The organism is Zoogloea sp. (assembly GCF_044344315.1).
Taxonomy (GTDB): domain Bacteria; phylum Pseudomonadota; class Gammaproteobacteria; order Burkholderiales; family Rhodocyclaceae; genus Zoogloea.
On the sequence record NZ_JBIJDC010000026.1, the window covers coordinates 28,122 to 48,350 of the forward strand.

General features: G+C 63.7%; 20 protein-coding genes and 1 pseudogene. 5 read left to right on the forward strand and 16 right to left on the reverse strand.

Translation table 11 applies throughout. The features are described 5' to 3' along the window. Nucleotides 1-104: 104 nt before the first annotated feature. Nucleotides 105-1,052, reverse strand: coding sequence for a homoserine kinase (locus ACIQ09_RS08005; protein WP_398307982.1), 948 nt, complete (start codon nucleotides 1,050-1,052; stop codon nucleotides 105-107). Nucleotides 1,053-1,231: 179 nt separating this feature from the next. On the opposite strand from ACIQ09_RS08005, the gene ACIQ09_RS08010 reads away from it, so the two are divergent. Continuing rightward, on the forward strand, nucleotides 1,232-3,235 hold the full coding sequence (locus ACIQ09_RS08010) for a UvrD-helicase domain-containing protein (RefSeq protein WP_398307984.1): 2,004 nt from the start codon (nucleotides 1,232-1,234) through the stop codon (nucleotides 3,233-3,235). 69 nt (nucleotides 3,236-3,304) lie between these two features. On the opposite strand, the gene ACIQ09_RS08015 is transcribed toward ACIQ09_RS08010, so the two are convergent. From ACIQ09_RS08015 to ACIQ09_RS08060, 10 genes are all read right to left on the reverse strand, one after another. Continuing rightward, nucleotides 3,305-3,652, reverse strand: a complete 348-nt coding sequence (locus tag ACIQ09_RS08015; protein WP_398307986.1) for a DUF2834 domain-containing protein — start codon at nucleotides 3,650-3,652, stop codon at nucleotides 3,305-3,307. Nucleotides 3,653-3,713: 61 nt separating this feature from the next. Beyond that, the gene (locus ACIQ09_RS08020; protein ID WP_398307988.1) at nucleotides 3,714-4,214 is read right to left on the reverse strand and encodes a hypothetical protein; all 501 of its coding nucleotides are present in this window, start codon (nucleotides 4,212-4,214) and stop codon (nucleotides 3,714-3,716) included. A 159-nt stretch (nucleotides 4,215-4,373) separates the two neighbouring features. Then, nucleotides 4,374-4,709 carry a DUF1801 domain-containing protein gene (locus ACIQ09_RS08025; protein ID WP_398307990.1) on the reverse strand — a complete coding sequence of 112 codons (336 nt, stop codon included), beginning with the start codon at nucleotides 4,707-4,709 and terminating at the stop codon, nucleotides 4,374-4,376. A gap of 108 nt (nucleotides 4,710-4,817) precedes the next feature. After that, the gene (locus ACIQ09_RS08030) at nucleotides 4,818-5,234 is read right to left on the reverse strand and encodes a VOC family protein (RefSeq protein ID WP_398307992.1); all 417 of its coding nucleotides are present in this window, start codon (nucleotides 5,232-5,234) and stop codon (nucleotides 4,818-4,820) included. A gap of 113 nt (nucleotides 5,235-5,347) precedes the next feature. Next, the gene (locus ACIQ09_RS08035) at nucleotides 5,348-5,773 is read right to left on the reverse strand and encodes a hypothetical protein (protein WP_398307995.1); all 426 of its coding nucleotides are present in this window, start codon (nucleotides 5,771-5,773) and stop codon (nucleotides 5,348-5,350) included. Between the two features lie 117 nt (nucleotides 5,774-5,890). After that, the gene (locus ACIQ09_RS08040; RefSeq protein ID WP_398307997.1) at nucleotides 5,891-7,027 is read right to left on the reverse strand and encodes an alpha/beta fold hydrolase; all 1,137 of its coding nucleotides are present in this window, start codon (nucleotides 7,025-7,027) and stop codon (nucleotides 5,891-5,893) included. Between the two features lie 207 nt (nucleotides 7,028-7,234). Continuing rightward, nucleotides 7,235-7,717, reverse strand: a complete 483-nt coding sequence (locus tag ACIQ09_RS08045) for a hypothetical protein (RefSeq protein WP_398307999.1) — start codon at nucleotides 7,715-7,717, stop codon at nucleotides 7,235-7,237. 284 nt (nucleotides 7,718-8,001) lie between these two features. Then, a complete protein-coding gene (locus tag ACIQ09_RS08050) occupies nucleotides 8,002-8,529 on the reverse strand; it encodes an SMI1/KNR4 family protein (RefSeq protein WP_398308001.1) in 528 nt (175 codons plus the stop codon). Nucleotides 8,530-9,346: 817 nt separating this feature from the next. Next, nucleotides 9,347-9,670, reverse strand: coding sequence for a hypothetical protein (locus ACIQ09_RS08055; protein ID WP_398308003.1), 324 nt, complete (start codon nucleotides 9,668-9,670; stop codon nucleotides 9,347-9,349). Nucleotides 9,671-10,028: 358 nt separating this feature from the next. Continuing rightward, nucleotides 10,029-10,646 (reverse strand): hypothetical protein, encoded by a 618-nt coding sequence (locus ACIQ09_RS08060; RefSeq protein WP_398308005.1) that lies wholly within the window; start codon nucleotides 10,644-10,646, stop codon nucleotides 10,029-10,031. 469 nt (nucleotides 10,647-11,115) lie between these two features. Between ACIQ09_RS08060 and ACIQ09_RS08065 the strand changes: the two are divergent. The 4 genes and pseudogenes from ACIQ09_RS08065 to ACIQ09_RS08080 form a co-directional block, all read left to right on the forward strand. After that, a pseudogene (locus ACIQ09_RS08065) lies at nucleotides 11,116-11,250 on the forward strand (tyrosine-type recombinase/integrase); the annotation flags it as partial. Nucleotides 11,251-11,470: 220 nt separating this feature from the next. Then, a complete protein-coding gene (locus tag ACIQ09_RS08070) occupies nucleotides 11,471-12,733 on the forward strand; it encodes a diguanylate cyclase (RefSeq protein ID WP_398308007.1) in 1,263 nt (420 codons plus the stop codon). Between the two features lie 19 nt (nucleotides 12,734-12,752). After that, nucleotides 12,753-13,271 (forward strand): YfiR family protein, encoded by a 519-nt coding sequence (locus ACIQ09_RS08075; RefSeq protein WP_398308022.1) that lies wholly within the window; start codon nucleotides 12,753-12,755, stop codon nucleotides 13,269-13,271. Further along, nucleotides 13,268-15,664, forward strand: coding sequence for a TonB-dependent receptor plug domain-containing protein (locus ACIQ09_RS08080; protein ID WP_398308009.1), 2,397 nt, complete (start codon nucleotides 13,268-13,270; stop codon nucleotides 15,662-15,664). The genes ACIQ09_RS08075 and ACIQ09_RS08080 overlap by 4 nt, the downstream gene beginning before the upstream one ends. A gap of 346 nt (nucleotides 15,665-16,010) precedes the next feature. Here the strand turns inward: ACIQ09_RS08080 and ACIQ09_RS08085 are convergent, their stop codons facing one another. The 5 genes from ACIQ09_RS08085 to ACIQ09_RS08105 all read right to left on the reverse strand — a co-directional run bounded on the left by ACIQ09_RS08085 (nucleotide 16,011) and on the right by ACIQ09_RS08105 (nucleotide 19,982). Continuing rightward, a complete protein-coding gene (locus ACIQ09_RS08085; RefSeq protein ID WP_398308011.1) occupies nucleotides 16,011-16,232 on the reverse strand; it encodes a hypothetical protein in 222 nt (73 codons plus the stop codon). Then, nucleotides 16,229-16,603, reverse strand: coding sequence for an antibiotic biosynthesis monooxygenase family protein (locus ACIQ09_RS08090; protein WP_398308013.1), 375 nt, complete (start codon nucleotides 16,601-16,603; stop codon nucleotides 16,229-16,231). The genes ACIQ09_RS08085 and ACIQ09_RS08090 overlap by 4 nt, the downstream gene beginning before the upstream one ends. A gap of 49 nt (nucleotides 16,604-16,652) precedes the next feature. Then, nucleotides 16,653-17,093: a hypothetical protein gene (locus ACIQ09_RS08095; protein WP_374503190.1), complete on the reverse strand. Its 441-nt coding sequence runs from the start codon at nucleotides 17,091-17,093 to the stop codon at nucleotides 16,653-16,655. Between the two features lie 162 nt (nucleotides 17,094-17,255). After that, nucleotides 17,256-18,116 (reverse strand): ModD protein, encoded by an 861-nt coding sequence (modD, locus tag ACIQ09_RS08100; protein WP_398308016.1) that lies wholly within the window; start codon nucleotides 18,114-18,116, stop codon nucleotides 17,256-17,258. 129 nt (nucleotides 18,117-18,245) lie between these two features. Further along, a complete protein-coding gene (locus ACIQ09_RS08105) occupies nucleotides 18,246-19,982 on the reverse strand; it encodes a protein kinase (RefSeq protein ID WP_398308018.1) in 1,737 nt (578 codons plus the stop codon). Nucleotides 19,983-20,229: the final 247 nt, after the last annotated feature.

Genomic DNA, 20,229 nt, shown 5'->3' on the forward strand with positions numbered 1-20,229 from the left:
TGACGGGAAAAACGGGGTGAAAAATCAGGATGTTGCACTGCGGTGAGATGCTAGCCCAAATCCGCTGTCAAGTTCAAACCGGCGGTCTGCGACGGACGGGGCTTTCAACCCGGCAGGGGCGGCAGGGCGGTGGCCCCGGCCCGCAGGCGCAGGATCTGCCGGTACTCGCCCGGGTCCTTCACCAGCACCATCTCACCGGCCCGTGGCAGGTGGAAATCCTCCAGCCGTGACAGCCAGAAACGCAGCGCCGCCGCACGTAGCATGGCCGGCCAGGCGGCTTGCTCGCCCGCGGTGAAGGGGCGGGATTCGGCATAGGCCGCCAGCAGGGCGGTGCTGCGTGCCGGGTCGAGGCTGCCGTCGGCAGCGGCGCACCAGTCATTCACGGTGACGGCCACGTCGAAGAGCAGGGCGTCGTGCCCGGCAAAGTAGAAGTCGATGACGCCGCCAATGTAGTCGCCGTCCCACAGCACGTTGTCGCGGAACAGGTCGGCGTGGATCACGCCCTGGGGCAGGGCCTTCAGGTCGAAGCCGGCCTGGAAGGCCAGCTCCGCATCCAGCTCGGCCTGCTCATCGGCCGGCAGATGGCTGCGCACCCGGGCCGTGCAGTCGCGCCGCCACTCGGCACCGCGGGGGTTGGCCTGCTTGCGCCCGAAGGTCAGGCCGGCCAGGTGCAGCCCGGCCAGCATGGCGCCGATGCGCGCGCAGCGGGCCGCGTCCGGGGCCATTTCGGAGCGCCCGGCCAGCCGGCTGACCAGCACCGCCGGCTTGCCCGACAGGCTGCCCAGGTACTCGTTGTCCCGGTTGGCAATGGGGGCCGGCACGGGCAGGCCGTGGCGGGCCAGATGGGCCATCAGGTGCAGGTAGAAAGGCAGCTCCGCCCGGGGCATGGTCTCGAACAGGGTGAGCACATAGCGGCCGAGGCTGGTGGTGACGAAGAAGTTGCTGTTCTGCACGCCGGCAGAGATGCCCTGCAGGTTGTCCAGGCGGCCAATGGCGTAGTTCTTCAGCCAGGCGGCGAGATCGGCGTCGGTGACGGGAGTAAAGACGGACATGATGGCCGGAGCTTACCGCAGCCACTCCGGTGGGGTCGAATTCATTCGACCTGCTCACGCCAATCACTGGCACGCCGCTGACCAAAGTCCGGGGTCGAGTGAATTCGACCCCAAGGGATGGGCGAGCCTGCTGCCCGGGGCGGTAGAATGCCCTCCCGCTTCACCCGATGCACATCTCCATGTCTGCCCTGCTCCTCAATGCGCCCCAACGCGAAGCCATCCACTACCTGGACGGCCCCAGCCTGGTGCTGGCCGGCGCCGGGTCGGGCAAGACGCGGGTGATCACCCAGAAGATCGCCTATCTGATCACCGAGTGCGGCTTCAACCCCCACAACATCGCCGCCATCACCTTCACCAACAAGGCGGCCAAGGAGATGCTGGAGCGCATCAACAAACTGATGGGCGGCCGCGCCACCAAGGGGCTGACGGTGTGCACCTTCCACGCCCTCGGGGTGCGCATCGTGCGCCAGGAGGCCAAGCTGCTGGGCCTCAAGCCCCAGTTCTCCATCCTCGATTCGTCAGACACCACCCAGATCATCGCCGAGATGATCGGCAGCACGGACAAGAACCGGGCCAAGGCCCTGCAGTGGCAGATCTCCAGCTGGAAGAACGCCCTCATCGAGCCCAACGAGGCCGCCCACCTGGCCAACGACGAGATCTCCTCGTCGGCTGCACTGCTCTACCAGGAGTACGACAAGACCCTGCGCGCCTACCAGGGCGTGGATTTTGACGACCTCATCCGCCTGCCGGTGAAGCTCTTTGACGAGCACCCCGAGGTGCGTGAGCGCTGGCAGAACAAGCTGCGCTACCTGCTGGTGGACGAATACCAGGACACCAACCGCGCCCAGTACCGCCTGCTCAAGCTGCTGGCCGGCGTGCGCGGTGCCTTTACCGCGGTGGGCGACGACGACCAGGCCATCTATGCCTGGCGCGGCGCCGACGTGGAGAACCTGCGCCAGCTGCCGGTGGACTACCCCAAGCTCAAGGTCATCAAGCTGGAGCAGAACTACCGCTCCACCACGCGCATCCTCCACGCCGCCAACACCGTCATCGCCAACAACGAAAAGCTCTTCGACAAGAAGCTGTGGTCCGAGCACGGCGCCGGCGAGCCGGTGACCGTGGTGGCCTGCCAGACACCTGAGCACGAGGCCGAATCGGTGGTGATGAAGATCTCCGCCCACAAGTTCGAGAACCGCACCCACTTCAAGGACTACGCCATTCTCTACCGGGGCAACCACCAGGCCCGCCTGTTCGAACAGCAGCTGCGCAACCACAAGATCCCCTACGCCATCTCCGGCGGGCGCAGCTTCTTCGAGAACGCCGAGATCAAGGACCTGTGCTCCTACCTGCGCCTGATCGCCAACGAGGATGACGATCTGGCCTTCATCCGCTCGATCACCGTGCCGCGCCGGGGCATCGGCCCGGCCACCATCGAAGCTCTGGGCCGCTACGCTGCCAACCGCCACATCAGCCTGTTCACCGCCGTTTTCGAGGAAGGCGCCGCCGAGCATGTGGCCGCGCGCCAGCTGGAGGGCCTGCGCGAGTTCTGCCACTTCATCAACCGCATCGCCCACCGCGCCCCGCGGGAGCCCGCCGGGCAGGTCATCAACGACATGCTCAAGGCCATCAACTACGAGGCCTGGCTGTACGAAAGCTGCGAACCCCGCGAAGCCGAAACCAAGTGGAGCAACGTGGGTGACTTCACCGGCTGGTTGGGCCGTAAGGGCGAGGAAGACGGAAAGACCCTGTCGGACATGATCCAGACCATCAGCCTGATCACCATGCTCGACAAGGACGACGAAGAGCTCGACCAGGTCCAGCTCGCCACCCTGCATGCTTCCAAGGGCCTGGAGTTCAAGCACGTCTTTCTGGTGGGCGTTGAAGAGGGCCTGCTGCCTCACCAGTCATCCATCGACGAAGACAAGATCGAGGAAGAGCGCCGCCTGATGTACGTGGGCATCACCCGCGCCCAGCGCAGCCTCACCATCAGCTACTGCGAACGCCGCAAGGCCGGCCGCGACGTGCGCACCTGCGACCCGTCCCGCTTCATCGACGAGATGGGCGCCGAAGGCATCCGGCGCAACGACCGCAAATCGGCCGAACCCGTGACCAAGGAAGACGCCAGGGCCCGCATTGCCAACCTGCGCGCCATGCTGGGCAACAAGCCGGGGACGATCGGCTAGCGACAACCTGCCCACGCGCCCAACCCCGTCCTCGGCGCTTGCCCCGGGGCGAGAATCACCCCGGGCCGGTCAGGCCCAGCCTTCCTTCATGCCAAGGGCGCGTTCGCGGTGCGCAAGATAGAGCGGGAGGGCAATGGCCAGGCCGACAAGGAAACAGAGGACCAGGTAAAGCCAGGGCCGCTTCAGGCCGTTGCGCCGTGCGTCGACGACGACCCACACGGAGAACGTCACCGCAGAGAGGTACACGTCGATGGTGATGGCCGTCGTGAGTACATTGGCAAATGCGCTTCCAAAGAACTCAGCGGGCGCCAGACCCCCTCCGCCCAGAATGTATTGGCCGTTGTAATACCAGGTGGCCAACAATCCGACCACGGCGAGCGCATGGTAGAGGGGGATGAGTGCGGATTTCTTGTGCATTGGCTTTCAATGGGGCTCAGTTGCTGGAGGCCATCCCGCTCGGGATGGCCGTTGGTTAGCGTCAGGCGCCGGGCAATGGTATCGGCCTTGGTGGCTGCCCCGCCTCAGCGTCGTCGGATGGCGCGGCAGGAAGGACGACGGCCTGCGCGCCGAAACGCACGGCCTGCCCACCCTGTTCCGCGGCAAAACGCCTCGCTGCCGACGTATCGGAGAACCAGAGCTTCAGGACGGAGGTGCCGCGCTGCACTGAGACAAGCTGCTGAAGGTCGCTGGCATCGAGATGCGGAAGGGCGTGGCGGTAATCCTCCCAACTGGCGTACCCGGCTTCGCGGGCCAGCGCCCGGAGTACATGTTTGCGCTGTACGGTGCCGCGGGCGTGGAAGAGGCCGGGTAGCGACCGGTCTGTCACGGCATGGGTTGCCAAGAGTCGCCGGAGGATGGGGAGCGCCTCCGAAAGGGCGTCCGAGGCTGCAGCGCGATGAAGGCGTCTTGCCTCGCGCAGCACCAGTTGAACGGAAGAGATCTGATCCGCGCACGGCGGCTGGAATGATGAAATGGGCATACCGACTCCGAAGTCGAGTGGCCGGTCTCGCCGTTGGCCACGGAGGGTATGCAAGCAAGGCTTGCGATGTAAGGTGCTTGCGCTTTCGCGAGGTGGGCGTCCTGGCAGCCCGCGGCGCATTCTAGCCTTGTCCAGCCGTCGACAGGAAGATGCCCGCGCTCAAGGTTCTGCCGCCAGCCCAAGCGCCAGAACGAGATAGTCCCGGACATGCTTGCCGCGGATGTCTTCAACCGACAGCAATTTGATGTGGCGACGAAACTTGCCCGCGCCTTCCAGCACCTTGAACGCATCGGGCAGCGATGCGCCCTCCCCGAACTCCAGCGAAACGTGCTTCGTGTAGGAGAAGATGCCGCAAAACGGCTTGCCCGATGAGAACAGAAGCCCGCCGTACTTCACCTCTTCGGAAACCGAAGGGGCAAGACCGAGGATGATTTCTCTCAGTGCTTGAACCAGTTCGAAGCGCCCGGAATCGAGAAGGCGGATGTCGTCGAGCAATCTTGAGATGCGGTCGGCTGGCATGGTGTCAGGACTTGAAATGTTGTGCGCCCCCTGGTGCCGGGGCCGTGCATCAAGCACATGTGAAGGACGAAGCCCGTAGGTGACTCAATTCTCGGGCTGATGGCACACCGCTTCAATGTTGTTGCCTTCCGGGTCGATGATGAAAGCCCCGTAGTAGTGCGGGTGGTATTCCGGACGAAGGCCCGGGGCACCGTTGTCTTTGCCGCCGGCGGCGATCGCAGCCTGGTGAAAGGCGTCGACCTGCGCACGATCAAGGGCTCGCCAGGCCAGGTGGCAGCCCGTTGTTGCCGGGGGGCCGCCATAGGGGGAGGGGTCATCGATAAACCACACGTCGGCTTTCTTGCCGTCGGGCTCCGCGGCGTCCGGGTAGGCGAAGCCCAGGATGTTCATGCCATAGTTGCCCTCGAAGACGACGCTGTAACCCAGGGGGGCAAGCGCCGCACTGTAGAAGGCCTTGGCCCGGGCAATGTCGGTTACGCGGAAAGTCATGTGGTCAAGCATGCTGGGTTGCTCCTGGTGTGAGGTGGTAGCGGGCGAACTGCCAATAAAACTGTATACATATACAGCATTGTTGGCAAGAGCTCGGGCCGCGCAGTAGATTTATTCACACCCTCTCAGCGGATCACACAGACATCGCCTTGCACGGCACAGATGCACTCCTCTTCCGTCACACTTAGCCGGGTAAGCACCGAACCATCGGCACGCAGGGCAGTCACCGAAATCACATACCCTTCGTTGATCGCAGGCCGGAGATCCTTGTTGGCGCACCAGCCCTTTGTCAGCATCGTCTTGAGCAGATGGATGCCCTGGCTTTGCTGAACCTCGGGCGTATCTGCGTCTTCATCCCGCAGCGTCAGGGACAAAGCCAGTTCCTTGCCCTTGAGTTCTGCCTTTTCCAGGCGAACCTCTGGTGTCAGATCCATAGGTGCACGCCGCTGCAGCTCGGCGGTCGCCTTCTCAAAGGCGCGTGCGGTACGGCCGGAATTCCAGTGGAAGAAGGCCACAAAAGCGACCAGGGCAATGACGATCCATTTTGTCATGGGTAGGCTCGATGGTACGGACGGCTAATGGGTGCGAATGCGCCGGGCGGGTTGGTCGGGAGGGGCTGATTCATCCGGATTTTAATCAAGTTCTGCGGGGTGCCGAGCCACCGGGGCTTAGTCGATCCGGCGCAGGCTCGCGCGCTGCACCACGCCCGAGGCGTCGTACTCCACAATCAACTCCCGCCATTCCCGCAGGGATTGGACCGTCTCCACGGCCTCCACGAGATCGCCAAGCACGGGGATCATGCCCACGACCACCGGCACCTTGGCCGGCTTGTGGTGATAGACGCCTACCTCGCCGCCCCGGGAGGTGTCATCCCGGTAGGTCTTGCGGGGTGGCCCCACAAGGGATTCGATCCGGGCACGGCGTGTTTCGCCAAAAGTGATGTCGAAGGCATCGCGGCCGCCCATCTCGACACCCAGAAGGCGACCTTGCGGTGCCGTCTGGCAGGCCTCTCCGCAGGCCTGGGGCGACGCAAGCTGCTGAACCGCCGCGATCACGCGTTCGGGGCGCTCTCGCTGAATGTAGTGGGACGAATCCCACACCATTTCCACCCTGGGCACACCGGCCAGCGCCGCCCACTCACGCCCCAGGGCCAGGTGCAGCGCCTCGTATTCCTCCGGGTCGGCGCTGCGTGGCCGTCCGGCCACCAATACCCGACCCGGCATGCCCGGCGGGTGCTTGAACTCCGGCCGGTCGAGGCAGGTGGTCTGGTCGTCAAACTCGGCGGCCTGGGCGGCACCAAAGGCCACCGACTTGATCCCCTTCAGGAGCGTCGCCGTGCCCGGCAACTGGCGCTGGATCTCGGCCCAGTTGCGCGGATGGGTCGGGTCCACCAGCACAAAACCCGCCACCTCATCGGGATAGAGGCTGGCGTAGGCATATTGATACAAGCCCCCCAACGAATGCCCCACCAGCACATAGGGCGGCTTGAGCCCCGCCGCGCGCAGCGCCGCCCGCTGCTCGGCGGCCAGCGTGCAAGGGTCTCGTGGCCCCGCCTTGGCCGGCACCGTGCCCGTGCCCGGCCGGTCATGGGCAAACACCGTGTACTTGGCTGACAGCGCCGGCAGCACATCCCGCCACACCTGCCGGTCATCCCCCAGCCCGGACTGGAACACCACCACCGGGCCGCTCCCTGCCTGGGTGTAAGTGCCCGCCTCCCGCGTCTCCGGTGTGCTCGCACAGCCCCCGATCGACAGGCTGGCGACCAGCGCAAGGGTGGGGAGCGAGTGAGAGATGTGTGAACTCATGGGTCTGACGGCGAGATGTGGGTAATGTGCGTTGCCCCGGATGGGTGGAGGGCTCGGGGGATCGAATTCGAATTCTTCAGTTGACCTTGGGCCTGGAGCAGCAGGCGGCCAACGCATCCGCAAGTGAACGCCGAGCGAGTCCGCCCCCGCCCCCACGGAAGCATCGGGCCGCGACATTGCAGATCATCGGGGAACCGCCCCCTGTGCTCAGCACGCCAACTCCCTGAAGCGCTTTCGCAATCCGAGGAGCCGCAACTGGATATCGACCAGCGCCTCCCCGCTGGCCTGGCGTTCCTCCGCCTCCACCAACGGAATCCGCCCATCCAGCCGCTGGCACTCCCGCTGGGTGTCTGCGGGGAGCTTCTGCCGTCGTCCGAAAGTCTCGTACTGCTTAGGATTCATCCCGGTCAGCGGCCGCATGGCATCGGCAATATGCTCACGAAGTCGCTCCTGCTGCACCGCCGACCCCACCCGCTCCTGCCCCGACAGCCGACTCACCCCGCGCGGGGGCTCCACATCCACCGTCTTCGCGCCGAGGCAGGGGCTGTCGGAATAGATGACTTTTCCGTTCTCCTCGCACTTGAACACGGTCTTCGCCGGCGGAGGGAGGGATTGGGCCTGGGGGGCAAACGTGAGCACTGTCAGCGCGGTGAGGACTGCGGCGGCGCGATACATGACTTGGAGGTGCATGGGGCGGACAGCCGGCGTGGCAGGCATGCTTTTGGGATGGGTCGTGATTGTATGCAAAAAGGGATTTCGTCGGGGTTGTACTGTCGCGCTTCAACGGCTGCCGAATCGCCCCTGCATGCAAGAAACGTAGATCAGTAGAAGAAAGCCCGCTCGGGAAGTGATCCCATACATGTAGTGATCAGTCCCCTGATGCTTGCATCCCGTGTGGGCCTGGCATATGAATTCACGGCAGTTGGTGTAGCTTGCCGCGACCGCTACGGTGGAGCGAGCGCTTGAGCGTCGTGTCAGTCAAAGTTCTCGCTCGACTCAAGGCCGCGAATGAAGGACTCGAAGGTGTCTGCGAGATGAGTGATTGCGTAATCGCGTTCCTGATCCACATGAACAATCGAAGGCTCACCCGTCGGCCCGCAGGCTCGGTAGTCAAGGCAAACCATATCGTGCCCAGCCGAAGGGCAGTCGGCGAAGTAAATGCCAATTGGAGGATAGCCCCATTCAGTAACCCAGAAATCGCTTCCGAACGAACCCAGTAAGGCGCGAGGCTTCGAGTTTCCAATGGCAAGGATGCCTGTGATGGCGATGTGATCCTCGGCCCATGAAGTTCGCGTTGATGTGCGGTGGCAATCCTTCCGTACCATGCCGCCGTTCTGCAGTTGCGAGAGCGCGATATAGGCAGTAGGGAGGCGGTAGCCCAGGGCCGTCTCGACAGTCGCGATTTTCTCGGCCGTGAGTGGATCGTCTTCATACTCTCTCCGGGAGTACTCGGAGTCCTCCCAAAAGTCCGATAGATCGAAGTCGTCAAAGGGGCTGCTCATGGCGGGCTCCGAAACTGTGGATCTTGGGACGCCCAACGTGCCAGTTCAGTGGTGACTGAAAGGCTAGGGGATACACAGCAAACATGGTGAGGTGCCGCGGGGTTACACATCGCGGCACAAAGACCGATGAGAGCGACGCCAGATGACCAGTGCCAACGTTGCTGACCAAACCATCCACCAGATCGCCACTGCATAGCACCAGCCCAATTGGGTTGGTATAGGCCAGCCATCCGGGGAACCTTGAAGCGTAGAAATGCCGCGCCCCTCGATTGCTTCAAGAAACGCAATGGTGATCAGAAAGAACACTGCACCGAGCGGTGGCAAGACTATCGCCATTGCCACTTGGCCACAGACCATGACTGCGCCACCAAGAGTGACTAACGCGAGATGTTTAAGGCTGATCACGGCTGTAGGGTGGGCAGCACTAGACGAACCTCGTTAAATGAGGTGAGCCTGCCAGAGCTCTCGCTCCAAGCTCAAGAAGCCAACGCGTCCACAAGCCGTCCGAGTCAAGCACTCCAATAGGGCGCTCCGTAAATGCTTGGGCGACGATGTAATTTTTCCATGGGCCAGAGGGTGAAAAAGTTGCGGTCTGTGCGCGGACATTCAGACTAAGTTGGCCGACTTCAACAATCTTCGACGCATCGCCATTCCAGCCCGCCGCCATTACTTGAAACTCTAAATAGTTCGCCAGCCTGGATTTCGGTACGAGTTGCATGAAGAAGCCACGAGTCATCGCGATGACGTTCAACGTGGAAGTGAGGTGCGCAAGCCAGCCTGTCGGTGACGCATCCCTCTCGACCACCGGGTTGGGCAGCTAGCGGTTGACAAGCAACACATAGCCGACGGACACCATGCCAAAGAAAACCAAAAGGCCAGCTAGCCCCGCAATCCCGAGCCGTTGCGCTACATACTTGAGGCGAGACTTTTGTTCATAAAACTGCCCGTGTGCCCACAGCGAAAAAACCACAGTCAACAATGAGCCAATAGTAAAGACAGCAGTGCCCGCAATACCCGCTGTCAAAGCCGGGTCGCCCGCCTTTAGCCAAAATGTATATGAATGCGCGACAAAACCTATAACGATCAGCCATTGGAGGGCTACTGCCAAGAGTGAGACTACTAGGCCGATCCGGATCTTCATGACGCCCAACGCTCGAAGTAAGCCGTACCGCGAAGCGGCATCGGCTTGAATGAGTTGTCAAGCTGCAAGGCGCCACTCCCCGCGCTTTGAAATCTCAGTTGATTGGACAATTTTCGCTTCCGCAAGCGGGTGCATGCCCAGCGCATGTCGTACTGCCATGTATAGAAGAGTTCACCGGATCCGCGGAGCTCATTCTCATGGTGTGCCCAGATGTGCTCGGCAACCTGCACGATGCTAGCTGATCCAGCATGGGCATTCAGCGCCGCAACAACCCAATCTTGGATATACCGGGGTCTGTCTCTTGATTCCCTGCTCGCCTCCCAGTTCAACACCGGAGGCGAAACACATGGAGGGAGCCCTATTTTCCTGGTTGCGCATTGACAGTCGTGCAACTTGCTGGGTCGGCCGGGTAAAAATTATCTTGAATAAATGCTCGTCCCTCGTTGGTAATCTCTTGCATACGATAAAGGCATTTATTCCGAACTACAATTATTTCTGTTTCGTAGTTTTTTCCCAGTTCAGGTGTAAATGCATATGTCTTTTCTGGGCAGTAACTACCCCCGTTTCCTTGGGGTTGGCTTCCGTACTTTATAAGTACTTTTCGATTTGCGGGTATATAAAATTCGGAAAATACCCTGGACGAATTTTTTGTCATTGGGAATGGCGGGAGTGGCATCCCAAGAGTTTTTTCTTCAAAAGTTACACTATTTCCAGATACGATATTTATTCCGCTTTTCCCAAGAGGCTTGGATATCAACCTTCCTTGCTGCGGGTCGGCTTCATTTGAACAAATGCCATTTGGAGATATATGTATGTTGTCAAACATGTCATAAATAACTCTTAATTTGGATTTCTGCGGCTCGGCAGTATCTTCATACCGTTTTGAGAGATCTACAAGGCTGGCAGTAATAGTGCCGCATCCATTGATTGAAATTAAGGTCGTGACTATCAGGGGGAGAGAAAAAACTATCTTCATTTCTTGTGGTGATCTTAAAAAATGATGCCCAATACCGGGCGTTGCTAACGCTCTGCGGCTTTTTCCTGCGGCGGAAATCGGTCTGCCCCCTTTTTCTGCTGTTCAATCTTCCTTTATTGCATGCAGGGACGAGGATATGCCTCCCGTGATGTACCGCAGCCACCTGAGTTGCTTGATCAACTTAGCGACCGCCCGCGTCTAAAGCACCAAAGCATACGGATGGAGGCATTTTATGTCAAACGAGTATTCTGCTCATCCCATTTAATGACAGGCGACGTTCAGGTGAGGTGCGTGTGGCGTTTCTGATTGATCTTGCCGTGTTGCGCAATATCTCGTCAGCGCTGCTGTTTCTGTATTGAGAAGTGCTTGAAATGGATTCACCCCAGTTGGTCAAAATGATTCGGACGAAGCGTCCTGCAAGTCTTCCATTGGGGCTGACACGCATGGGGGCAATGCCATGCTGGCCCGCATGGCCCAAGGAGGCTACGACATCCGTACCGTGCAGGAGCTCCTCGGCCACGCGGATGTGGCCACCACGATGATCTATACCCATGTGCTCAACAAAGCCGGCCGCGGGGTGGTGTCACCCCTTGACGCGGTCTGAGCGCCTGCTCCTTGCCTTGTCCCTGCGGTTCCGACACAACGATAGACACCCCCACCCGCAACAGGCAGGATCACATCCGGGCTTGGGGTAACATCTCTCTGGAGACCCTCAGGCCGTGTGCGGCAGACCCGCCGGGCCCGAACACAACAATAAACAAGAACAGCCCTGCGGGGGCTCTCCGGCCCCGACGATCCACGCGGGCGCATGACTGGCAGAGCAGATGTTTGACAGGATCTCGATTCGCTACAAGCTGATAGTTCTGCTTGGCCTGAGCGCGGCGCTGGCCTTGTTGATCTCGTCGGCGATCACGATCTACTCGACTTACCTGAGCGAGTCGCGGTCGTCGCTGCGGGTACTGCACCAGCTGACGGATGTGATCAGCGAGAACATGCGGGCGGCGCTGGCTTTTGCGGATGCGGGGAGCGCCAACACCATGCTGGCGTCCCTGCGCGCCGATCCCCATATCCTGCTGGCAGTGGTAAACGACGAGTCGGGGCGGGCCTTGGCGGAGTATCGGTCTGCGGGCTTGTCGGCGACGGTCGAGCCGCTGTTCCGGGCTGAGGTGCAGGGCCGGATCCTTGAGAGTGCCGAGGCGCTGCGGCGGGAAGACGGGTTTGTCGAGCACATCGACAACGATTTCATGGCCGTGGTGCGCCCGGTGTTCTTTGACGGCAAGCCCATCGGCCTGCTGGTGGTGGTGTCGGATACGCAGCTGATGTGGGCGAAGATCCGTGAGCTGGTGCTGCTGCAGGTGGCCACATCGGTGGTGACGTTGGTGCTGCTGCTGTTCCTGTCGGTGAAGCTCCAGTCCTTGTTCACCCGCCCGATCATGAGTCTGGTGGGGGCCATGCAGGATGTGGCGCGCACCAAAAACTACCGTGCAGCCCTTGAGGCGGACCGGCGCGATGAGTTCGGCACGCTCTACTCAGGCTTCAGCGCAATGCTGGCCGACATCCGGGAGCGCGACGATCAGCTGAGCCGCCTGGCCACCACGGATGCCCTGACCGGCCTGGCCAATCGCCGCCATGCTCTGGATGTGATGCAGACCATGGCGGCGCGGGCCCAGCGCAAGGATGAGCCGCTGGGCGTCATCATGCTCGACATCGATTCCTTCAAGAACGTGAATGACCGCTTCGGCCACCCCATGGGCGACCTGGTGCTGCAGGAGGTGTCGCTGGTGCTGCAGGCGAGCGCGCGGGATTACGACCTGGTGGCCCGGCTGGGCGGCGAGGAGTTCCTGGTGGTCTGCGACTGCGGCACGCAGGAGGTGACCACTGCCGTGGCGGAGCGCATCCGCGCCGGGGTGGAGGGGCGGCCGATCTCCGGCCTTGCGGGTGAGGCGCTTCAGGTGACGGTGAGCCTGGGCGTGTATTCCGCCGTGCCCCGCGCCGGCGCGGAAGACATTGAGGAAATGATCCGGGCTGCCGATAAGGCCCTGTACCGTGCCAAGGAGGCCGGTCGCAACCGCTACGTGGTGGCGTAAGGGGAGAGCTCGGGTGAGGATGGTCTTGTGGGTGCTGGGCCTGCTGTGCTGTGTGCAGGCACCATGGGCATGGGCGGGCGACGAGGAGCGCAAGCTCGAGGCGGTGTTCATCGGGCGTTTTGCGAGCTACATCGAGTGGCCGGCCAAACCCCGGGACCGCTTCGTGATCACCCTGCTCGACGACAACCCCTTCGGCAGCCTGCTGGATGATCTGTACCGGGACAAGCGCATCCACAACAAGCCCATCGAGCTGCGTTACGCCACCCGGCTGGAGCAGGTGGGCGAGACGGACGCCCTGTTCATCACCCTGACCAGCTCGGCCGCCCGGGCTGCCGCCATCGACCACGCCCAGCGCAACGGCATCCTGACTATCAGCGAGGCCAAGGGCTTTGCCGAGAGTGGCGGCATCATCCAGCTGGATTTCATCGAGCAGAAGGCGCGCATCAAGATCAACCACGGGGCGGCCCTCAAGTCGGGTCTGCGCATTGGCGCGCCCCTGCTGACGATTGCCACGGTTCTGCGGGGGGACAAGCCATGAGCGCCCCCCATCGCGTCGTGTTGTGTCTCGCCATGGCAGGGGCCGGCGCGGCCCTGGCCGGCGACAAGGCGGTTCAGGAGAGCAACGACTACTACCGCCGCCCCCTGGAGCAGCTGCTGCAGGTGGAAACCCAGGCCAAGGCCGCGGTGGGCTCCCGCGGGGGCGCCCGGGATGCGCTGGACGCCGAGGTGCCCATCGACATCATCACCTCGGCCCAGCTCCAGTCCACCGGCCAGCCCGATCTGCAGCGCGCCCTGGCGGTGCTGGTGGCGGGCTTCAACGCCCCGCGCCCCAGCATCACCGACGGCACCGACCACGCGCCGCCCTTCACCCTGCGCGGCCTCAGCCCCGACCAGGTGCTGGTGCTGGTCAATGGCAAGCGGCTGCATCAGAGTTCGCTGCTGCATAACAACGGCACGGTGGGGCGGGGCAGTTCGGGGGTGGATCTGGCCACCATCCCCCTGCGGGCCATCGAACGGGTGGAGGTGCTGCGTGACGGCGCGGCGGCCCAGTATGGTTCCGACGCCATCGCCGGCATCATCAACATCATCCTCAAGGGCTACGGCCAGCGCAGCCAGGCCACCGTGACCTACGGGCGTACGGGCGAGGGCGACGGCATCACCCGGCAGGGCACCCTGTTCCATACGCTGCCCCTGGCGGGCGATGGTTTCATCAACCTCACCGCCGAATGGCGCGACCGGGGCGCCACCAACCGGGCCGGGCCGGACGCCAGTGATGGGGGCCGCATCAACACCCACTTTGGCGATGCCGACACCCAGGACGGCCTGTTCGCCCTCAATGCCGAGCTGCCCCGGGGCGACGCCACCCTTTACCTGCATGGCCTCTACGACCGGCGGCGCAGCAGCGCCGGCGCCTTCTACCGCACGGCAGGCGACGCCCGCAACATCGCGGCGATCTACCCGGATGGCTTCCTGCCGCGGATCGAACCGAAGATCCTCGACTTCTCGGCCACGGCCGGCGTGCGCGGCGTGCTCGATGGCGGCGCCCGCTGGGACCTCAGCTACACCCACGGGCACAACGACTACCACTTCTACGTCAACAACTCCCTCAACACCTCCCTTGGCCTGGCCACGCCCACGTCCTTCGACAGTGGCGCCACCCGCTACACCCAGCAGATCCTCAACGCCGATTTCAGCAAGAAGATCGGGCGTCACACCGTGGCCGGCGGCTACGAATTCCGCCAGGAGCACTACCGCATCATCAAGGGCGATGCGGCGTCCTACATGCTGGGTTCGGCCGACAACTTTGCCTACGGTGCCCAGGGCTTCCCGGGCTTCAGCCCGGAAAACGCCGTGTCGGCCAGCCGCCAGGCCCATTCCCTGTATGGCGACCTGAAATACAGCGCCACCGAGCGGCTGATGCTGGATGCGGCCGCCCGCGCCGAGCACTACAGCGACTTTGGCTCGGCCCTCAACGGCAAGCTGGCCCTGCGATACCGCGCCACCGACGACCTGCTCTTCCGCAGCAGCGTGAGCACCGGCTTCCGGGCGCCGTCCCTGTCCCAGAGCCATTTTTCGTACACCGGCACCTACCGCAACAGCAACGACGCCGCCGCCCAGTTCTGGGGCAATTTCGCCGTCGATCACCCGGTGGCCCGGGCGCTGGGTGCCACCGACCTCAAGCCCGAGAAGTCGCGCCACCTGACCCTGGGCATGGTCTTCCAGCCCTCGTCCCAGCTCACCGCCAGCGCCGATGTGTTCGTCACCGACATCCACGACCGCATCCTGCCCACCGGCTATATCTCGGCCTACAGCCTGTCGTCCCTCAGCCCCCAGGCCGCCGCCGTGCTGGCCCAGAACAACATCGACGGGGCGGTGTACTTCACCAACGCCATCGGCACCCGCACCCGGGGCGTCGATCTGCGCCTGGACTACAGCCGTGAGATGGACAAGGGCGCCCGCCTCAAGCTGGTGGCCGCCTACCAGCGCAGCCGCACCCGCATCACCGAGCTCAACCAGGCGCCGGAGGTGCTGGGTGTGAACATGACCGACCTGATCCTCGACCCCTTCACGCGGGTGCTGATCGAAGGCAGCCAGCCCGCCGACGCCATCAAGCTGTGGTCAAGATACAGCCACGGCAGCTATGACCTGGTCCTCAACCTCAACCGTTTCGGCAAGTTCCACAGCGTCAGCGCCTACGACCGAGTCACCTTCTCCGCCAAATGGACCCTGGATGCCGAGCTGTGCCTGCGTCTCGCCAAGGACGTGACCCTGGCCCTGGGGGGCGTCAACCTCTTCGACGTCCGCCCCGACAAATGGGGCCAGACCGACGACAGCCTGGTGGGCGCGGGCAAGGTGATCCAGTACTCCCAGTACGCCCCCTTCGGCTACAACGGGGCGTCCTATTACCTGCGCCTGGGGGTGAATTTCTAGAAGTAAAGAGGGCTGCGCGCCTTCTCCCGTGGAGTCGAATGAACCTGTTTCCTCGGTTGTCCTCCCCGAAGCAGACGCAAACCCTTTGCTGACGCGGGTTTGCTCTCCACTGGCCGGATCACCCGATGGTGAAGCTGAAGGGGTTTATGGGACGCGCTGAGGGCTGCTGGCGTGACTGTGGGGGCGACTTCAGTCGCCCGCGGACGTCGATCAAGGGTATGCCTGTGATCAAGGCGCGGATGGGCGACTGAAGTCGCCCCTACCAGTCGCCCACTGAGAGACCGCATGGACCGTCAGACAACGCGTCAAACGGAGGAAATCAGGATGAATTCGACCTCACGGGCCTTTATGCGGCAGCCTTGCGGCAGCCCGCATCCCGGAACGGCCCACGCAGCCGGATCCAGCCTTTGCCCGGCGATGTCTGGGCGCAGACGATCCGGCTGTTGAGCGTGCTCTGCCACAGGAACCACGGGGCCGGCTCGGCGCTGGCTGGTGGGCTGGGCAAAAGGCCGGAGAGCAGGAAGGCAGTGGCCAGCAGGGCTCGCCGGGCCTCCAGGAGCCGCTTCATTGGCTCAATGGCGACTGGGGCAGCCTGGCGTCACCGTAGGTCTTGAGAACCTGGGAGATCACCACCCGGTATCCGTCCAGCCAGTTCGCCTGACGCGCCTTGGCTTCAAGGTGTGTCGGGTGCTGGATGAGCGCCTGCAGCGCCTCCAGGCTGTCCCAGTAATACACATTGGAGATCAGCCCCGTGCTCGGGTTCTCCCAGCTTTCCTCCCCCAGGTAGCCGGGAATGTCCTTGGCCGCCTGGGCAATGGCCTCGTCCAGGCGGTAAAAGTCTTCGTCGTATTCCTTCTTGGCGAAGATGAAGGTGGATGAGTACATGGCGATGGTCGAGGACACTTTTGCCGGAATGGTAACGGTTAGGGTACCTGACATGAAACACGCTGGCGGCGTGACCGATATCGGACAGGACACCGCAAAGCGGCTATTTCGGCGCGCCTTCTTCCAGGCTCTTCAGATCATCGAGCGCGTAAAGGAAACCATGCATCGTGCCCTGCTGATGACTGGCTTCCTGGCATTCGGTATATCCATCGCGTGATCGCGGGTTCTCGTTGAGTGCTGCCTTGATGCCCGGCCCGGAGTGGAAAAGTTTGCCGGAGTAGTAGGCGGTGACATCCGGGGCCGGCTTCGCTTCCAAAATGGTTTCGACGCGCTTGTTCCACATGCTCATGTAGGTGTAGCGGAAACCTTCCCGGAAGTGCTCGAGGCTGCATACCGGCTTGAGATCCTTGCGCCTGAGATTGACCGTCGTGGTGAAGCCTGACGCATCTCCGATGGACACGGTTGGGCCCTGGTGAGGGATCAGCGGGGCACAGGCGGTGAAAAGTGTAAGCGCGGTGAGGGCGGGCAGCAGGGTGCGGGTCATGGCGGCGTGTCTGTCGGGAATGAGTGCGTGGAATATCTCGATGGATTATCCGGCAGACTTCCTTTACATGACAATGGAATTTTCAGCTTGGATCGCAAGCGTCAGCTTCGATGGTCTGAGGGGCTCGCTTTCGAAGGAAAGATCTCCCCCGTGTGGGCGAGCTCAACCCGATGCCGCCTCCACCGTCACCGCCACATCCCGCGGCGCCCCCTGATACGGCGCGCTGCTCACCAGGATCTGCGCCCCGGTTGCCGCATAGGCCTGGGCATTGCCCGCGTTCACGCCGCCGGCTACGGCGATCTGGCAGTGGCGGGTGCCGGCCCGGGCGACCACCTGGGCCACCACGTCTGGTGAGCACTTTTCCAACTGGATGACGTCGGCGCCGGCGTCCATCCACAGGGCCGCTTCGTCGGCGCTGGCCACTTCAACGACCACCTGGCGTTCGGGCCAGGCCTGTTTCAGGCGGGCGACGGCTTGATCGGGGGGCAGATCGCCGAGGAAGGCGCGGTGTTCGGCGAACACCAGCAGGGTGTCGGAGATGCCTAAGCGGTGGGGGGCGGCCCCGCCACAGAGGATGGCCTTGACCGACAGGGACTTGCTGCCGGGCAGGTGCTTGCGGGTGCACGCCACCCGCACCCGGGGGTTGCCCCGGCGGGCGGCAGAGAGCAGTTCGGCGGTGGCACTGGCGATGCCGCCGGCGTACTCCATCAGGGTCTGGGCGGGCTTCCACACCCGGTGCAGGTCGGCGGCGCGGCCGCTGAGGGTGAGGAGCAGGGTGCCGGGCTCCACCGCCGTGCCGCTGGGCACCACCTCGCCGTCGATCTTCAGGTCACGCAGTAGCCCCATGCGGGCGGCTTCTTCGCTGCCGCACACCACCTGGGCGTGGCGGGCGCGAAAGTGCATGCGGCCGGGCAGCGTGCTGATACCCAGGCCCCAGGACGTGGCGTCGCCCCAGGGGGCGTCGTCGGTCAGCAGGGCGTTGAGTTCGATGTCGGTGAGGGTGTAGGGGTTGGGCATTGCCATCTTTCCTGTCCTGCGTCGGTTGCTTTGCACGGCGCGCGCGGGGGCGCAGGGTGCGCCTACAGCATAGCCAGACTGGAAGGCGTGGCAAGGGCAATCCGCGTCGGGGGCAAGCCCCCTTGCCGGCCGGATTCAGCGTTCGAGGACGCGTAGGGCGAGGAGGGTGATGACGGCGAGGCTGAGGAGGGCACTCAGCCCCTGCCAGAACCTGACCGGATTGCGTTCGATCAGGGGCGGGTTGCGCTGATTCTGGAAAGCTTGGCCGGGGGTCTTGAGGTCGTGGATGAACTCGGAGATGACTTCCTGACGTTTGACCGGGCTGGGGTGGAGGGCCTTGGCGAGGACGGCGTCCACCCAGGCGGGCAGGTCGGGGCGGTGGTGGCGGGCGGGGATGTAGCGCAGGCTGCGCAGATCTTGCGGGCTGCGCACCCGGGCGGCGTCGAGGCCGTAGGGGAGCTGGCCGGTGAGGAGCTGGTAGGTGATGGCGGCCAGCGCGAAGAGCTCGCTGCGCGGGCTGCCGCCTTCGCCGAGCAGGTATTCGGGGGCGGTGTATTGCAGGGTGCCCGGCACGGCCAGGGTGTGGGCGTCGGGGTGGTATTCGGCCAGGCCGGCCACGTGGGCACTGGCCAGGTCGATGAGCCTGACCGTGCCCTGCTGGTCGATCATGACGTTCTCGGGGCGCAGGTCCTGGTGCAGCATCTCGCGCCGGTGCAGGGCCTGCAGGCCCTGGGCGAGCTGTTCAATGAGGGCGCGCACGCTGTCCAGGGAGGGCTGGGGGTTATCCACCCGCCACTGGGCCAGGGTCTGGCCGTCGATGTATTCCATGGCCACGAAGAGGTGGCTGCGCCGGCGCTCGCCGGCCCACGCCTTGACCACGTGGGGGCTGTCGATGCGCCGGGCCACCCACTCTTCCAGCACGAAGCGGTCGAGATAGTCCGGGTCCTGGGCCAGGTCGACGGACGGGGTCTTGATGACCACCTGTTGGCCGGTGGTGTCGTCCACGGCCAGGTGCAGGTGGCTGCGGGCGCTGACCTGCAGTTCCCGCAGCACGGTGAAGCCCTCGAAGTGCATGCGCGGGGCGAGGGTGGGGGGCAGCGTCAGGGCCTCCCGGCTCAGGCCGGGGTGGGGGGCGTCGCTGGCGGGCAGGGCGTCGATGCGCAGCAGCTGCAGGGTGGCGTCGTCGATGGAGCCACGGCTGCGGGCCAGGCCTGTCAGCTCGGCCGCGGCGGCGTCCAGGTCGGTGGGGTGCCGGCCCAGGGCGGCGTGGATGTCGTCCGCCTGCAGATGGGCGTAGGCGCCGTCGGTGGCCAGCAGGTAGCACTCGCCCACCTCGGCTTCCCAGCCACGGTAGTCGATCTCCACGTAAGGGCCGGCGCCCAGGGCCCGGCCCAGGTAGGACTCGGTGGAGGACAGGCGCACCCGGTGGTCGTCGGTGAGCTGTTCGAGGGCCTGGGGGTGCAGGCGGTAGATGCGCGAATCGCCCACATGCAGCAGGTGCAGGTCACGGCCCTTGAGGATCAGGGCGCTGAAGGTGCACACATAGCCCCGGTCCTTTTCGAAGCGCCCGTCGCCACCCATGGTCTGGGAATGCAGCCAGGCGTTGGTGGCGCCCAGCACCCGTTCGGCGGCACGGCGTACCGACCAGGCTTCCGAGGTGGCGTAATAGTCTTCGAGAAAGGAGCGGACGGCGGTCTGGCTGGCCAGCTGGCTGACCTGGCTGGAGCTGATGCCGTCGGCCAGGGCCAGGGCGATGCCCTTGCTGGCCAGTTGGTGCCCCCGCGGAAGGAGGGCGCCGTGGAAATCCTGGTTGGTGGCGTGGCCACCCGCCAGGGAGGCCTGGCCGAGGGTGACGCGCAAGCTGTTCTTCATCGACGGCGCACCACGCTGATGTGTAAGGGCGACTTGTAGGGGCGACTTCGGTCGGCCAACTCCCCGTTGATCACAGGCAAGCCGTTGACCAACGTCCGAGGGCGAATGAATTCGCCCCTACAGCAGAGCCTCAGGCGAGGCGGCGCTTGGGGGCCGTCTTGTAGTGGGTGGAGTAGAGGGTGGCGCCGACAAAGGTGAGGCCGCCTACCAGGTTGCCCAGTACGGTGGGGATCTCGTTCCAGATCAG

Excerpts from the sequence above, each read along its gene's own strand:
- ACIQ09_RS08060 (WP_398308005.1), bottom strand. The coding sequence starts at position 10,646 with ATGAAGATAGTTTTTTCTCTCCCCCTGATAGTCACGACCTTAATTTCA.
- ACIQ09_RS08040 (WP_398307997.1), bottom strand. The coding sequence starts at position 7,027 with ATGAGTTCACACATCTCTCACTCGCTCCCCACCCTTGCGCTGGTCGCC.
- ACIQ09_RS08085 (WP_398308011.1), bottom strand. The coding sequence starts at position 16,232 with ATGAAGCGGCTCCTGGAGGCCCGGCGAGCCCTGCTGGCCACTGCCTTC.
- ACIQ09_RS08090 (WP_398308013.1), bottom strand. The coding sequence starts at position 16,603 with ATGTCAGGTACCCTAACCGTTACCATTCCGGCAAAAGTGTCCTCGACC.
- ACIQ09_RS08010 (WP_398307984.1), top strand. The coding sequence starts at position 1,232 with ATGTCTGCCCTGCTCCTCAATGCGCCCCAACGCGAAGCCATCCACTAC.
- ACIQ09_RS08035 (WP_398307995.1), bottom strand. The coding sequence starts at position 5,773 with ATGACAAAATGGATCGTCATTGCCCTGGTCGCTTTTGTGGCCTTCTTC.
- ACIQ09_RS08075 (WP_398308022.1), top strand. The coding sequence starts at position 12,753 with ATGGTCTTGTGGGTGCTGGGCCTGCTGTGCTGTGTGCAGGCACCATGG.
- ACIQ09_RS08045 (WP_398307999.1), bottom strand. The coding sequence starts at position 7,717 with ATGCACCTCCAAGTCATGTATCGCGCCGCCGCAGTCCTCACCGCGCTG.
- modD (WP_398308016.1), bottom strand. The coding sequence starts at position 18,116 with ATGGCAATGCCCAACCCCTACACCCTCACCGACATCGAACTCAACGCC.
- ACIQ09_RS08080 (WP_398308009.1), top strand. The coding sequence starts at position 13,268 with ATGAGCGCCCCCCATCGCGTCGTGTTGTGTCTCGCCATGGCAGGGGCC.
- ACIQ09_RS08055 (WP_398308003.1), bottom strand. The coding sequence starts at position 9,670 with ATGAAGATCCGGATCGGCCTAGTAGTCTCACTCTTGGCAGTAGCCCTC.
- ACIQ09_RS08020 (WP_398307988.1), bottom strand. The coding sequence starts at position 4,214 with ATGCCCATTTCATCATTCCAGCCGCCGTGCGCGGATCAGATCTCTTCC.
- ACIQ09_RS08105 (WP_398308018.1), bottom strand. The coding sequence starts at position 19,982 with ATGAAGAACAGCTTGCGCGTCACCCTCGGCCAGGCCTCCCTGGCGGGT.
- ACIQ09_RS08005 (WP_398307982.1), bottom strand. The coding sequence starts at position 1,052 with ATGTCCGTCTTTACTCCCGTCACCGACGCCGATCTCGCCGCCTGGCTG.
- ACIQ09_RS08070 (WP_398308007.1), top strand. The coding sequence starts at position 11,471 with ATGTTTGACAGGATCTCGATTCGCTACAAGCTGATAGTTCTGCTTGGC.
- ACIQ09_RS08050 (WP_398308001.1), bottom strand. The coding sequence starts at position 8,529 with ATGAGCAGCCCCTTTGACGACTTCGATCTATCGGACTTTTGGGAGGAC.
- ACIQ09_RS08030 (WP_398307992.1), bottom strand. The coding sequence starts at position 5,234 with ATGCTTGACCACATGACTTTCCGCGTAACCGACATTGCCCGGGCCAAG.
- ACIQ09_RS08095 (WP_374503190.1), bottom strand. The coding sequence starts at position 17,093 with ATGACCCGCACCCTGCTGCCCGCCCTCACCGCGCTTACACTTTTCACC.
- ACIQ09_RS08015 (WP_398307986.1), bottom strand. The coding sequence starts at position 3,652 with ATGCACAAGAAATCCGCACTCATCCCCCTCTACCATGCGCTCGCCGTG.